Annotated in this window: 6 protein-coding genes, 2 tRNA genes and 4 rRNA genes; all 12 read right to left on the reverse strand. The window is 47.8% G+C overall.

What is annotated here, in order from left to right:
- Positions 1-246: 246 nt before the first annotated feature.
- Positions 247-322 (reverse strand) — tRNA-Ala (locus LY387_RS14415).
- A 41-nt stretch (positions 323-363) separates the two neighbouring features.
- Positions 364-440: transfer RNA gene (locus LY387_RS14420), tRNA-Ile, on the reverse strand.
- 66 nt (positions 441-506) lie between these two features.
- Positions 507-2,058 (reverse strand): 16S ribosomal RNA (locus LY387_RS14425).
- Between the two features lie 368 nt (positions 2,059-2,426).
- Positions 2,427-2,542: ribosomal RNA gene (rrf, locus tag LY387_RS14430) — 5S ribosomal RNA — on the reverse strand.
- A gap of 90 nt (positions 2,543-2,632) precedes the next feature.
- A 23S ribosomal RNA gene (locus LY387_RS14435) occupies positions 2,633-5,519 on the reverse strand.
- A gap of 378 nt (positions 5,520-5,897) precedes the next feature.
- Positions 5,898-7,449 (reverse strand): 16S ribosomal RNA (locus LY387_RS14440).
- Together the 16S, 23S and 5S rRNA genes with 2 tRNA genes alongside form the textbook arrangement of a ribosomal RNA operon.
- Positions 7,450-8,045: 596 nt before the next feature.
- Positions 8,046-8,879 (reverse strand): phosphoadenylyl-sulfate reductase, encoded by an 834-nt coding sequence (locus LY387_RS14445; protein ID WP_234494596.1) that lies wholly within the window; start codon positions 8,877-8,879, stop codon positions 8,046-8,048.
- Positions 8,872-10,605 carry an assimilatory sulfite reductase (NADPH) hemoprotein subunit gene (gene cysI, locus LY387_RS14450; protein ID WP_042478736.1) on the reverse strand — a complete coding sequence of 578 codons (1,734 nt, stop codon included), beginning with the start codon at positions 10,603-10,605 and terminating at the stop codon, positions 8,872-8,874. Before cysI ends, LY387_RS14445 begins: the two co-directional genes overlap by 8 nt.
- Entirely contained in the window at positions 10,605-12,479 is a 1,875-nt protein-coding gene (locus tag LY387_RS14455) for an assimilatory sulfite reductase (NADPH) flavoprotein subunit (RefSeq protein WP_419153412.1), read from the reverse strand. Before LY387_RS14455 ends, cysI begins: the two co-directional genes overlap by 1 nt.
- Positions 12,480-12,577: 98 nt before the next feature.
- Complete coding sequence (locus tag LY387_RS14460; RefSeq protein ID WP_042478735.1) at positions 12,578-12,808, reverse strand: hypothetical protein; 231 nt, start codon at positions 12,806-12,808, stop codon at positions 12,578-12,580.
- Positions 12,809-12,906: 98 nt separating this feature from the next.
- Positions 12,907-13,116, reverse strand: coding sequence for an envelope stress response protein PspG (locus LY387_RS14465; protein WP_042478737.1), 210 nt, complete (start codon positions 13,114-13,116; stop codon positions 12,907-12,909).
- A 169-nt stretch (positions 13,117-13,285) separates the two neighbouring features.
- The gene (dusA, locus tag LY387_RS14470; protein ID WP_234494599.1) at positions 13,286-14,287 is read right to left on the reverse strand and encodes a tRNA dihydrouridine(20/20a) synthase DusA; all 1,002 of its coding nucleotides are present in this window, start codon (positions 14,285-14,287) and stop codon (positions 13,286-13,288) included.
- Positions 14,288-14,350 lie beyond the last annotated feature (63 nt).

Here is a 14,350-nt window from a genome sequence, read left to right on the forward strand (position 1 = left end):
TATACATGTGCAGACTCGATTTTGCCGGACTCAAAAATTTCTTTTGCTTTCTAAAAGCGAAAACAAAAGCCAAGAACACTTGAATGTGTGTTGGTACCTACATCTTTCGATATAGGATTTGAGAACTTTTAATTGAATAACATTAATCAAATGTTATTCGTCAGCTTTCCAAATTGTTAAAGAGCTAATTACTTCGTAATGAAGTAACCATTTTTAAGAATTCTCGATAGAGAAAACGCTTAAAGATGGTGGAGCTATGCGGGATCGAACCGCAGACCTCCTGCGTGCAAGGCAGGCGCTCTCCCAGCTGAGCTATAGCCCCATCAGTGTTGATGCTTACCGCCAATCATCTGGGAGGAAGATTGGTGGGTCTGAGTGGACTTGAACCACCGACCTCTCGCTTATCAGGCGAACGCTCTAACCACCTGAGCTACAGACCCAAGCATCGTCTTTAATTCATAAACCGTATCAATCTGTGTGAACACTCATCGCAATAATCTTTCGTATAAGGAGGTGATCCAGCCCCAGGTTCCCCTAGGGCTACCTTGTTACGACTTCACCCCAGTCATGAACCACAAAGTGGTGAGCGTCCTCCCGAAGGTTAAACTACCCACTTCTTTTGCAGCCCACTCCCATGGTGTGACGGGCGGTGTGTACAAGGCCCGGGAACGTATTCACCGTGGCATTCTGATCCACGATTACTAGCGATTCCGACTTCATGGAGTCGAGTTGCAGACTCCAATCCGGACTACGACGCACTTTTTGGGATTCGCTCACTTTCGCAAGTTGGCCGCCCTCTGTATGCGCCATTGTAGCACGTGTGTAGCCCTACTCGTAAGGGCCATGATGACTTGACGTCGTCCCCACCTTCCTCCGGTTTATCACCGGCAGTCTCCCTGGAGTTCCCACCCGAAGTGCTGGCAAACAAGGATAAGGGTTGCGCTCGTTGCGGGACTTAACCCAACATTTCACAACACGAGCTGACGACAGCCATGCAGCACCTGTCTCTCAGTTCCCGAAGGCACAAGACTGTCTCCAGTCTCTTCTGAGGATGTCAAGAGTAGGTAAGGTTCTTCGCGTTGCATCGAATTAAACCACATGCTCCACCGCTTGTGCGGGCCCCCGTCAATTCATTTGAGTTTTAATCTTGCGACCGTACTCCCCAGGCGGTCTACTTAACGCGTTAGCTCCGAAAGCCACGGCTCAAGGCCACAACCTCCAAGTAGACATCGTTTACGGCGTGGACTACCAGGGTATCTAATCCTGTTTGCTCCCCACGCTTTCGCATCTGAGTGTCAGTATCTGTCCAGGGGGCCGCCTTCGCCACCGGTATTCCTTCAGATCTCTACGCATTTCACCGCTACACCTGAAATTCTACCCCCCTCTACAGTACTCTAGTCAGCCAGTTTCAAATGCAGTTCCGAGGTTGAGCCCCGGGCTTTCACATCTGACTTAACTAACCACCTGCATGCGCTTTACGCCCAGTAATTCCGATTAACGCTCGCACCCTCCGTATTACCGCGGCTGCTGGCACGGAGTTAGCCGGTGCTTCTTCTGTCGCTAACGTCAAACGATGCCGCTATTAACGACACCGCCTTCCTCACGACTGAAAGTGCTTTACAACCCGAAGGCCTTCTTCACACACGCGGCATGGCTGCATCAGGCTTGCGCCCATTGTGCAATATTCCCCACTGCTGCCTCCCGTAGGAGTCTGGACCGTGTCTCAGTTCCAGTGTGGCTGATCATCCTCTCAGACCAGCTAGGGATCGTCGCCTTGGTGAGCCATTACCTCACCAACTAGCTAATCCCACCTGGGCATATCCTGACGCGAGAGGCCCGAAGGTCCCCCTCTTTGAGCCGAAGCTATTATGCGGTATTAGCCATCGTTTCCAATGGTTATCCCCCACATCAGGGCAATTTCCCAGGCATTACTCACCCGTCCGCCGCTCGACGCCGTTAACGTCCCCCGAAGGTTCAGTTAACTCGTTTCCGCTCGACTTGCATGTGTTAGGCCTGCCGCCAGCGTTCAATCTGAGCCATGATCAAACTCTTCAATTTAAGATTTTGTTCGGCTCAATGAATACTGAACATTGCTCTTGCTAATAAATAGCATAAGTAATGTTTGAATTGACTGTGCTGAATCTTTCGATTCAATGGTCACTTCGTTTCATTGAAACCTAATTTGATACCGAAGTATCTAATTTGATTATCATCAACGAGTGCCCACACAGATTGATAGGTTTATATTGTTAAAGAGCTTTGCTATCAAGGACTTGCCCTTGAAGCGGATGCGTATAATACGCTACTGACTCTGTAAGTCAACATAAAATTCTAAGTTTATTTAGAACTCTATGGTGACTTGCTTATCAAATAAGCAAAGTCGAACCTTTTGTCTTCACTTTTCAAAAAAGTGAAAATAAATAAGAGCCTGGCGATGTCCTACTCTCACATGGGGAAGCCCCACACTACCATCGGCGCTATTGCGTTTCACTTCTGAGTTCGGCATGGAGTCAGGTGGGTCCACAACGCTATGGTCGCCAAGCAAATTCTTAATTCGGAAAGCTGTTAATGCGTTCTCATACACATTCAATTCGTTCTTGCTTTGAGTCCATCAAAACCCTTTGGGTGTTGTATGGTTAAGCCTCACGGGCAATTAGTACAGGTTAGCTCAACGCCTCACAACGCTTACACACCCTGCCTATCAACGTTCTAGTCTCGAACAACCCTTTAGGACACTTAAAGTGCCAGGGAAGACTCATCTCAGGGCTCGCTTCCCGCTTAGATGCTTTCAGCGGTTATCGATTCCGAACTTAGCTACCGGGCAATGCGATTGGCATCACAACCCGAACACCAGAGGTTCGTCCACTCCGGTCCTCTCGTACTAGGAGCAGCCCCCTTCAATCTTCCAACGCCCACGGCAGATAGGGACCGAACTGTCTCACGACGTTCTAAACCCAGCTCGCGTACCACTTTAAATGGCGAACAGCCATACCCTTGGGACCGACTTCAGCCCCAGGATGTGATGAGCCGACATCGAGGTGCCAAACACCGCCGTCGATATGAACTCTTGGGCGGTATCAGCCTGTTATCCCCGGAGTACCTTTTATCCGTTGAGCGATGGCCCTTCCATTCAGAACCACCGGATCACTATGACCTGCTTTCGCACCTGCTCGAATTGTCATTCTCGCAGTCAAGCGGGCTTATGCCATTGCACTAACCTCACGATGTCCAACCGTGATTAGCCCACCTTCGTGCTCCTCCGTTACTCTTTGGGAGGAGACCGCCCCAGTCAAACTACCCACCAGGCACTGTCCGCAACCCCGATAAGGGGTCGACGTTAGAACATCAACACTACAAGGGTGGTATTTCAAGGACGGCTCCACTAATACTGGCGTACTAGTTTCAAAGCCTCCCACCTATCCTACACATGTAGGGTCAATGTTCAGTGCCAAGCTGTAGTAAAGGTTCACGGGGTCTTTCCGTCTAGCCGCGGGTACACTGCATCTTCACAGCGATTTCAATTTCACTGAGTCTCGGGTGGAGACAGCGTGGCCATCATTACGCCATTCGTGCAGGTCGGAACTTACCCGACAAGGAATTTCGCTACCTTAGGACCGTTATAGTTACGGCCGCCGTTTACCGGGGCTTCGATCAAGAGCTTCGACCGAAGTCTAACCCCATCAATTAACCTTCCGGCACCGGGCAGGCGTCACACCGTATACGTCATCTTACGATTTTGCACAGTGCTGTGTTTTTAATAAACAGTTGCAGCCACCTGGTATCTGCGACTCCCCATAGCTCCATCCGCAAGGGACTTCACCGCGAGGAGCGTACCTTCTCCCGAAGTTACGGTACCATTTTGCCTAGTTCCTTCACCCGAGTTCTCTCAAGCGCCTTGGTATTCTCTACCCGACCACCTGTGTCGGTTTGGGGTACGATTCCTTACAATCTGAAGCTTAGAGGCTTTTCCTGGAAGCATGGCATCAATGACTTCACTACCGTAGTAGCTCGACGTCGTGTCTCAGCCTTAAAGAGAGCCGGATTTACCTAACTCTCAAGCCTACGCACTTGAACCTGGACAACCGTCGCCAGGCCCACCTAGCCTTCTCCGTCCCCCCATCGCAATTGTAAGAAGTACGGGAATATTAACCCGTTTCCCATCGACTACGCCTTTCGGCCTCGCCTTAGGGGTCGACTCACCCTGCCCCGATTAACGTTGGACAGGAACCCTTGGTCTTCCGGCGAGGAGGTTTTTCACCCCCTTTATCGTTACTCATGTCAGCATTCGCACTTCTGATACCTCCAGCAAACCTTACAGTTCACCTTCAACGGCTTACAGAACGCTCCCCTACCCAATACATAAATGCATTGCCGCAGCTTCGGTTTATAGCTTAGCCCCGTTACATCTTCCGCGCAGGCCGACTCGACTAGTGAGCTATTACGCTTTCTTTAAATGATGGCTGCTTCTAAGCCAACATCCTAGCTGTCTAAGCCTTCCCACATCGTTTCCCACTTAGCTATAATTTGGGACCTTAGCTGGCGGTCTGGGTTGTTTCCCTCTCCACGACGGACGTTAGCACCCGCCGTGTGTCTCCCGGATAGTACTTACTGGTATTCGGAGTTTGCAAAGGGTTGGTAAGTCGGGATGACCCCCTAGCCTTAACAGTGCTCTACCCCCAGTAGTATTCGTCCGAGGCTCTACCTAAATAGATTTCGGGGAGAACCAGCTATCTCCAGGTTTGATTGGCCTTTCACCCCTAGCCACAAGTCATCCGCTAATTTTTCAACATTAGTCGGTTCGGTCCTCCAGTTGATGTTACTCAACCTTCAACCTGCCCATGGCTAGATCACCTGGTTTCGGGTCTATATCCAGAGACTGAACGCCCAGTTAAGACTCGGTTTCCCTACGGCTCCCCTAAACGGTTAACCTTGCCACTGAATATAAGTCGCTGACCCATTATACAAAAGGTACGCAGTCACACCACGAAGGTGCTCCTACTGCTTGTACGTACACGGTTTCAGGTTCTATTTCACTCCCCTCACAGGGGTTCTTTTCGCCTTTCCCTCACGGTACTGGTTCACTATCGGTCAGTCAGTAGTATTTAGCCTTGGAGGATGGTCCCCCCATATTCAGACAGGATATCACGTGTCCCGCCCTACTCGATTTCACTGATGATGAGATGTCGGTTACGGGGCTATCACCCTGTATCGCGGCACTTTCCAGAGCCTTCACCTGTCTCATTAAAAGCTTAAGGGCTAATCCAATTTCGCTCGCCGCTACTTTCGGAATCTCGGTTGATTTCTCTTCCTCGGGGTACTTAGATGTTTCAGTTCCCCCGGTTCGCCTCGCTGAGCTATGTATTCACTCAGCGATACCTACTTATGTAGGTGGGTTTCCCCATTCAGGAATCCCAGACTCACAGGTTATTACTACCTAATCTGGGCTTATCGCAAGTTATTACGCCTTTCATCGCCTCTGACTGCCAAGGCATCCACCGTGTACGCTTAGTCACTTAACCATACAACCCCAAAGGGTCTTTCTATTTGTCTTCACTTTTGAAAAGTGAAAGCAAACGGTCAAACAACCAAAGTTGTCTGCATTTTTATACATGTGCAGACTCGATTTTGCCGGACTCAAATATGAATAGCTTTCGCTATTCCCAAGAACACTTGAATGTGTGTTGGTACCTAATTCTCTTATGTTTCAAAGAAAGTTAGGATTTGAGAACTTTTAATTGAATAACATTAATCAAATGTTATTCGTCAGCTTTCCAAATTGTTAAAGAGCTTAAAGCAAAAAGCTTTAATCAATGACTAAACATTAATTAAAGCTCTTTCGTCTTTATTAATAAAAACCAATCAATCTGTGTGAACACTCATCGCAATAATCTTTCGTATAAGGAGGTGATCCAGCCCCAGGTTCCCCTAGGGCTACCTTGTTACGACTTCACCCCAGTCATGAACCACAAAGTGGTGAGCGTCCTCCCGAAGGTTAAACTACCCACTTCTTTTGCAGCCCACTCCCATGGTGTGACGGGCGGTGTGTACAAGGCCCGGGAACGTATTCACCGTGGCATTCTGATCCACGATTACTAGCGATTCCGACTTCATGGAGTCGAGTTGCAGACTCCAATCCGGACTACGACGCACTTTTTGGGATTCGCTCACTTTCGCAAGTTGGCTGCCCTCTGTATGCGCCATTGTAGCACGTGTGTAGCCCTACTCGTAAGGGCCATGATGACTTGACGTCGTCCCCACCTTCCTCCGGTTTATCACCGGCAGTCTCCCTGGAGTTCCCACCCGAAGTGCTGGCAAACAAGGATAAGGGTTGCGCTCGTTGCGGGACTTAACCCAACATTTCACAACACGAGCTGACGACAGCCATGCAGCACCTGTCTCTCAGTTCCCGAAGGCACAAGACTGTCTCCAGTCTCTTCTGAGGATGTCAAGAGTAGGTAAGGTTCTTCGCGTTGCATCGAATTAAACCACATGCTCCACCGCTTGTGCGGGCCCCCGTCAATTCATTTGAGTTTTAATCTTGCGACCGTACTCCCCAGGCGGTCTACTTAACGCGTTAGCTCCGAAAGCCACGGCTCAAGGCCACAACCTCCAAGTAGACATCGTTTACGGCGTGGACTACCAGGGTATCTAATCCTGTTTGCTCCCCACGCTTTCGCATCTGAGTGTCAGTATCTGTCCAGGGGGCCGCCTTCGCCACCGGTATTCCTTCAGATCTCTACGCATTTCACCGCTACACCTGAAATTCTACCCCCCTCTACAGTACTCTAGTCAGCCAGTTTCAAATGCAGTTCCGAGGTTGAGCCCCGGGCTTTCACATCTGACTTAACTAACCACCTGCATGCGCTTTACGCCCAGTAATTCCGATTAACGCTCGCACCCTCCGTATTACCGCGGCTGCTGGCACGGAGTTAGCCGGTGCTTCTTCTGTCGCTAACGTCAAACGATGCCGCTATTAACGACACCGCCTTCCTCACGACTGAAAGTGCTTTACAACCCGAAGGCCTTCTTCACACACGCGGCATGGCTGCATCAGGCTTGCGCCCATTGTGCAATATTCCCCACTGCTGCCTCCCGTAGGAGTCTGGACCGTGTCTCAGTTCCAGTGTGGCTGATCATCCTCTCAGACCAGCTAGGGATCGTCGCCTTGGTGAGCCATTACCTCACCAACTAGCTAATCCCACCTGGGCATATCCTGACGCGAGAGGCCCGAAGGTCCCCCTCTTTGAGCCGAAGCTATTATGCGGTATTAGCCATCGTTTCCAATGGTTATCCCCCACATCAGGGCAATTTCCCAGGCATTACTCACCCGTCCGCCGCTCGACGCCGTTAACGTTCCCCGAAGGTTCAGTTAACTCGTTTCCGCTCGACTTGCATGTGTTAGGCCTGCCGCCAGCGTTCAATCTGAGCCATGATCAAACTCTTCAATTTAAGATTTTGTCGGCTCAATGAATACTGACTTTAAACTACCTTAGTAATCTAAAGCTATTATCGTTCCAACAGAACGATAATGAATTGACTGTGCCAAGTCTTTCGACTTGATTGGTCACTCAGTTCATTGAAAACCTAATTTGATACCGAGGTATCTAATTTGATTATCATCAACGAGTGCCCACACAGATTGATAGGTCTATATTTTTAAAGAACATCTCTTCAACTGCTCGCTGCTGCGTTTCGTCTCAAGAGGCGGCCATTCTAGCGAGATGATTCTCAGTGTCAAACACTTTTTTCTAATTATTTTTGATTTTTTCAAATCTAACTAGAAGACCATCTTGTAAGCTGAATGCCTTACTGACTATCGCCTCGAACCCTTGTGGGCTCTGCCGTGTCAGTGGAAGCGCATTATAGAGAGCCTCATCACATTAGCAAGCCTTTTTTTAGAAAAAACACAAAAACAACGCCTAACCGCGTCTTTTTCATTCAAAGCCTTATTTATTCAACTTTATCCTAGCAATGACTACAAGTTATCCACAGAGTTATTAAAAAAGGAGGGCTAAGCCCTCCTTTTAGTAATGATGCAAACGAGGCTAAATACCAGAACCGTCTGTCTCACCGTCGTCTTCGTGCAAACCACACTCACGTTTTAAACCATTAAAGCGCGTTTCCTCTTCTTTCATACCAGGTTCCCACTTCACTGTGGAGTGGGTATCACCTAAAGATAGGTAACCCGCTTCTTTAAGAGGGTGATAACTCAAGCCGTGCTCTTCTATATAGCTATCAACTTGTTCGTTACTCCAATCGATGATTGGCAAGAACTTAAAGCGGCCGTTTTGAATCGCCAGTACTGGCAAGTTAGCTCGACTCTCTGACTGCTCACGTCTTAGGCCAGAAAACCAAGTGTGAACATCCAACTCTTCGAGTGCCCTTTTCATTGGCTCTACTTTATTAAGCTGGTTGTATTGTTTAAGTCCATCAAGCCCTTTTTCCCATAGCTTACCGTAGCGAGCCTCTTGCCAAGCTGGCGAGATGTTCGCTTTATAGATGTGTAGGTTCAGATCTAACTGCTTCTGAAGCTTATCTATAAACTGATACGTTTCTGGAAATAGATACCCTGTATCGGTAAGCACTACCGGAACGTCCGCTTTTACACTTGTCACTAAGTGAAGCATAACCGCCGCCTGAACTCCGAAGCTTGAACTTAGGATATGCCCACCTGGCAAATTCTCTAACGCCCACTCAACTCTCTGCTTCGCAGTCAATAGCTCAAGCTGACCATTTAGCTCTGCTAGCTTTAAAATCTGCTCGGTTTTAGTCAGTGACAGCAGCTCTTGAAGCTCTAGCGCTTTTGACTGATCTTGCGCGATTTCGCTAACTGAGCCTTCTTTAGCTGCTTGTTTCTGGGAAATAACGTCTCTAGGCATAGAAGTCCCTTTTCGATACTTTGACCTCTTCTATAATCCCTGCGCGGATAACGAAGTCACCAAATGCTTCACCTTCATTACGCTGCTCCGCCCACTGACCTACTAAAGCATCAATCTCTTCTAGGATTTGCGCATCCGTAATGTTCTCTTTGTACATCTTAGGTACACGGGTACCTGCTTTGTTGCCGCCTAAGTGCAGGTTGTATCGGCCCGGCGCTTTACCAACCAAACCAATTTCAGCCAACATCGCTCGACCACAACCATTTGGACATCCGGTGATCCTCAAGATGATGCTCTCATCACTTGGGATCTGGTGTTTATCCAGAATGCTCTCTACATCAGTAACAAAGCTTGGTAGGAAGCGTTCCGCTTCTGCCATTGCAAGAGGACAAGTTGGGAAAGCCACACACGCCATCGAGTTTTTGCGCTGCTCAGATACCGCATCGTCCATCAGACCATGTTCACGAGCGATCTTCTCAATCTTTGCTTTGTTTGACTTAGATACCTTGGCGACAATCAGGTTTTGGTTTGCCGTCATCCTAAAGTCGCCTTTGTGGATCTTAGCGATCTCAGCAACACCGGTTTTAAGAGGCTTACCAGGGAAGTCGAGCAGTCGACCATTCTCAATGAATAGTGCTAAGTGGTATTTACCATCGATACCCTCAACCCAACCAATTCTGTCGCCACGCTCAGTAAACTCGTAAGGACGGCTTTGCTCGAAGCTAATGCCAGCGCGTTTTTCAACTTCTGCTTTAAATACATCAATGCCAACACGGTCAAGTGTGTACTTAGTCTTAGCATTCTTACGATTTGAACGGTTACCCCAGTCACGCTGAGTCGTCACAACCGCTGCTGCTACATCTAGCGTTTTCTCCAGAGGAACAAAACCAAAGTCATCGGCACGTCTCGGGTACGTCGACGTATCACCGTGAGTCATGGCAAGACCACCACCAACAAGGACGTTGAAGCCCACCAGCTTGCCGTTATCAGCAATCGCGACAAAGTTCAGGTCATTGGCGTGCACGTCCACATCATTTTGCGGTGGGATCACCACTGTCGTTTTGAACTTACGTGGTAAGTAGTTTTTACCCAGAATAGGTTCGTCTTCTTCTGTGCTTTCTACTTTCTCACCATCAAGCCAAATCTCTGCATACGCTTTGGTTTTCGGAAGCAAATGCTCACTGATCTTTTTCGCCCACTCGTAGGCTTCTTGATGTAGCTCTGATTCCACAGGGTTAGTCGTACATAACACGTTACGGTTCACGTCACCGGCTGTCGCAATAGAATCAATACCGATAGAGTTCAGCGTTTGGTGCATTAGTTTGATGTTTGGCTTCAGCACACCATGAAACTGGAACGTTTGACGCGTCGTTAAACGAATACTTCCATACAACGAATGATCAGTCGCAAACTTGTCGATAGCTAACCATTGCTTAGGCGTGATAATACCGCCCGGCATACGCGCGCGAAGCATCACGTTGTGTAGAGGTTCTAGTTTTTGCTTAGCTCGCTCGTTACGGATATCACGGTCATCTTGCTGATACATACCGTGGAAGCGAATGAGCTGGAAGTTGTCGGCGGTAAATCCACCTGTAATACGATCTTGAAGATCGTTCTCAATGGTTCCACGCAGTAGGTTACTCTGCCCTTTTAGACGCTCGTTATCAGACAACGGCCCCAACTCTTCACCCAACACTTCTTGAATAGTGGCTGATTGCTTGCTCATTAGTACACATCCTTCTGATAACGTTTTGCTTTTCTTAGTTCGTTGACAAATTCTTCTGCCTGGTCAGCTTCTTTTCCACCATGCACCTTAACGATCTCAATCAGGGCATTGTGAACATCTTTGGCCATATGGTTGGCATCGCCACATACATAAATGTGGGCACCTTCCTGTAACCATTGCCATACCTGCTCACCTTGTTCTAGCAATCGATGCTGAACATACACCTTCTCATGCTGGTCACGGCTAAAGGCCACATCCAATCGGTTTAGCACACCTGACTTCAGATACTTTTGCCATTCCACTTGATATAGGAAATCTTGAGTGAACGTGCGGTCGCCAAAGAACAACCAGTTTTTGCCGCTGTCGCCTTGGTTATCACGCTCTTGAATGAAGCTTCTGAATGGCGCAATACCCGTACCTGGGCCCACCATAATCACAGGCGTATCACCATTTTCTGGTAGCTTGAAGTTATTGTTGTGCTCAACGAATACTTTAACTTCACCACCTTCTTCTAATCCACGAGATAGGAAGTAAGATGCACCACCAAATCGGCTTTCTTCACCGGCTTGATACTCAACAAGTCCAACCGTTAGATGAACTTCTTCATCCACTTCTTCTTGGCTCGATGCGATAGAATAGAGACGTGGGGTTAAACGGCGTAGTAGACCCAGTAATTGCTCGGCCTCTAGTTTTGCTTTCTTCTCTTTAAAGACATCAATCACTTGAGTATTCGAAGCATACTCGCGTAGTTTGTCTTTATCCGCGGCTAGCTTCTCAAGCTTTTTACTGCCTGAAATTTCCGCGTATTGTACTACTTGCTGAGGATTTGCCGCGGTGATCTCATAGTGCTTAATCAGCGCAGAACGTAAAGATAGGCTCTCCCCATCCACATCTACACTTTCAATACCTGATAGACCGACTTGAGCAAGAAGTGCATCCACCAGCTCACTGCTGTTCTCGAACCACACACCTAACGCATCGCCAGGCTTGTAAGTGATGCCAGAGCCTTCAAGATCAATCTCAATATGGCGAACATCTTTGCCAGAATCACGACCCGTGATCTTTTGGCTAGTCAGTAGTGTTGCGGTATATGGATTTTTCTTAGTGTAGTTAACCGTGGCAGCAGCTGTAGCAACAGGCAATGTCACAACATCTGCTGGTTGAGAGGCAAGATCTTCTTTGATGACCTCTAGCGCTTTCACTCGCCACTCTCCCGCTGGCGCGTCGTAATCAACGTCACAGTCGATGCGATCAATAAATGAGGTAGCACCTAACTTACCTAGGTACTCATCAAAATCTTTACCGGTTTGACAGAAGAACTCATAGCTAGAATCGCCTAAACCAATAACACCATACTTGAGGTTCGGAAGTTTTGGCGCTTTCTTAGATTGAAGGAACTCATGTAGCTCGATCGCGTTATCAGGCGCTTCGCCCTCACCGTTTGTAGAGGCAACAACGATGACGTGTGTCTCTTTCGCTAGGTTTTTACCTTTGTAGTCACTTGCATCAAATAGCTCAACATCGATACCAAGCGCAGAAGCTTCTTCTTTTAGCTCCTCAGCAACCCCTTTGGCGTTACCTGTTTGAGAAGCAAAGATAATGGTCAGCTTGCCTGCTGGTACAACTGCCGCAGCTGTATTCACTGCGCTGGCAACTGGAGTAAGCGCTGATGGTGCACCCGCCTGACTCAATCCCCAAAAATACCCGCTTACCCATGCAAGCTGGTTTGAAGATAGGTTCGTTGATGCTTGTTGTAGTTGTGATAGCTGCTGATCGTTAAGTGGAGCAGCTAGGCTTGGTAACTCTTGAGAATTGTTATTACCGTTCGGCGACTGTTTTACGTTTGAAGACATTGTCACGACATCCCTAATCATTGCGTGACGATAGATTAACCAACCACCTTAATAACAAGAAAGAATAGATATGAATGTTTTATAACTTTTTGGAAGAAGAGGCTCGTTTGGTAGGGAGGCTATTTAGCCTCAATACGAACCTCAGTGAAGCCGACGGCTAGCGCGGATTTAGACGCTTTGTCGAGATCATTATACTGACACTCAGCGCCGTGAATATCCGTCAGCATAACGAAACCGCCTTGCTTGTGGCGAAACTCAACGATCCAACCGCCTTCGGATTCGGCGGGTTCAATGATCGCTTCTGCCAGTAAATCTTGATGGAATAAATACTTCAATTCCGTAATTGTCATGGCTCCCTCCAGAAATCCGATAATGACCGACGCCCTTGGTCATATAGATAACTATAGCAATTGTGCTTATCCCTGTAGGGTTATTTGTGATCAGTTTGTTAATTTGTGGGCGCCATTACCTTTTTATAGATCCAAATCGCTATAAGGAAGGCAATAATGTAAGGCAAGAGATTTAAAACAACCCCAACCATACCCAACAGAAACATCACCGCGAACGACACCACAATCGCCATTGTCACAGTGACAAACGTAACGCCTGTCATGACAAGAGTTGCAAGAAATACCAAAACGAAAATTAGTTCAAACATAACCTCTCCCATTTCGTTGCTAGTTTAAGTCTTTTGAATTACTCAAATAGATTGCAGGAAGTGTTCCAACTTTTTGATTCTTTAAAAATCATATAGATAGCTAGAAACAAAAACTCCGACTTGCTTTCGCACAGTCGGAGTTGGTATTTATCGCCAAATGATTGGTAAATTACACATCCAGTTCAGATGGGATTTTTGCTAGTGCTGTTTCAAGCACTTCAATGCCAGCACCTTTCTTATGTGCATTTTCACTGATGTAACGACGCCATTGCCTTGCGCCTGGCATTGCTTGGAACAAGCCAATCATATGACGAGAGATATGACCAAGGTACGAGCCGTTAGAAAGCTGACGCTCAATGTACGGGTACATCTCTTCCACGATTTGCTTGCGCTTTTTCACTGGCGTGTCTAAACCAAAGATAAGCTGATCAACCTGGGCGAGGATGTAAGGGTTCTGATACGCCTCACGACCGATCATCACGCCATCAAGGTGCTGCAAGTGCTCTAGAGATTCTTCTAGTGTTTTAACGCCGCCATTTACTGCCACATTCAGATGTGGGAAGTCTTTCTTAATTTGGTAAGCGCGAGGGTAATCCAACGGTGGTATCTCTCGGTTCTCTTTCGGGCTCAAGCCACTTAGCCAAGCTTTACGTGCGTGAATGGTAAACTGATCCACACCGCCCTTCTCAGAAACTGTAGACACGAACTTAGTCAAAAACTCATACGAGTCTTGATCGTCGATACCAATACGAGTTTTTACCGTCACTGGAATATCAGCTACTTCACGCATCGCTGCCACGCACTCAGCCACTAAATCTGGTTCAGCCATCAGGCATGCACCAAAACGACCATTCTGTACGCGATCTGATGGACAACCTACGTTTAGGTTTACTTCATCATAGCCACGCTCCGCTGCGAGCTTTGCACAGGTCGCCAAGTCAGCTGGGTTTGAACCACCTAGCTGAAGCGCCACTGGGTGCTCTTCTTCGTTATACGCGAGAAAGTCACCTTTACCGTGAATGATCGCACCTGTTGTTACCATCTCGGTGTACAACAAAGTTTGAGATGACAGGAGACGATGGAAGTAACGGCAATGTCTGTCTGTCCAATCGAGCATGGGCGCAACGGATAAGCGGTTCGCAGTGTATTTACTAGTTTCTTCAGGTTTCATAACGTGTTACTCGAAATCTTGATACTGTATATATATACAGGAACTTGCTAGAATTGCCCCCAA

This window comes from Vibrio maritimus, assembly GCF_021441885.1.
Taxonomy (GTDB): Bacteria; Pseudomonadota; Gammaproteobacteria; order Enterobacterales; family Vibrionaceae; genus Vibrio; species Vibrio maritimus_B.

Excerpts from the sequence above, each read along its gene's own strand:
- LY387_RS14445 (WP_234494596.1), bottom strand. The coding sequence starts at position 8,879 with ATGCCTAGAGACGTTATTTCCCAGAAACAAGCAGCTAAAGAAGGCTCA.
- cysI (WP_042478736.1), bottom strand. The coding sequence starts at position 10,605 with ATGAGCAAGCAATCAGCCACTATTCAAGAAGTGTTGGGTGAAGAGTTG.
- LY387_RS14455 (WP_419153412.1), bottom strand. The coding sequence starts at position 12,479 with ATGATTAGGGATGTCGTGACAATGTCTTCAAACGTAAAACAGTCGCCG.
- LY387_RS14460 (WP_042478735.1), bottom strand. The coding sequence starts at position 12,808 with ATGACAATTACGGAATTGAAGTATTTATTCCATCAAGATTTACTGGCA.
- LY387_RS14465 (WP_042478737.1), bottom strand. The coding sequence starts at position 13,116 with ATGTTTGAACTAATTTTCGTTTTGGTATTTCTTGCAACTCTTGTCATG.
- dusA (WP_234494599.1), bottom strand. The coding sequence starts at position 14,287 with ATGAAACCTGAAGAAACTAGTAAATACACTGCGAACCGCTTATCCGTT.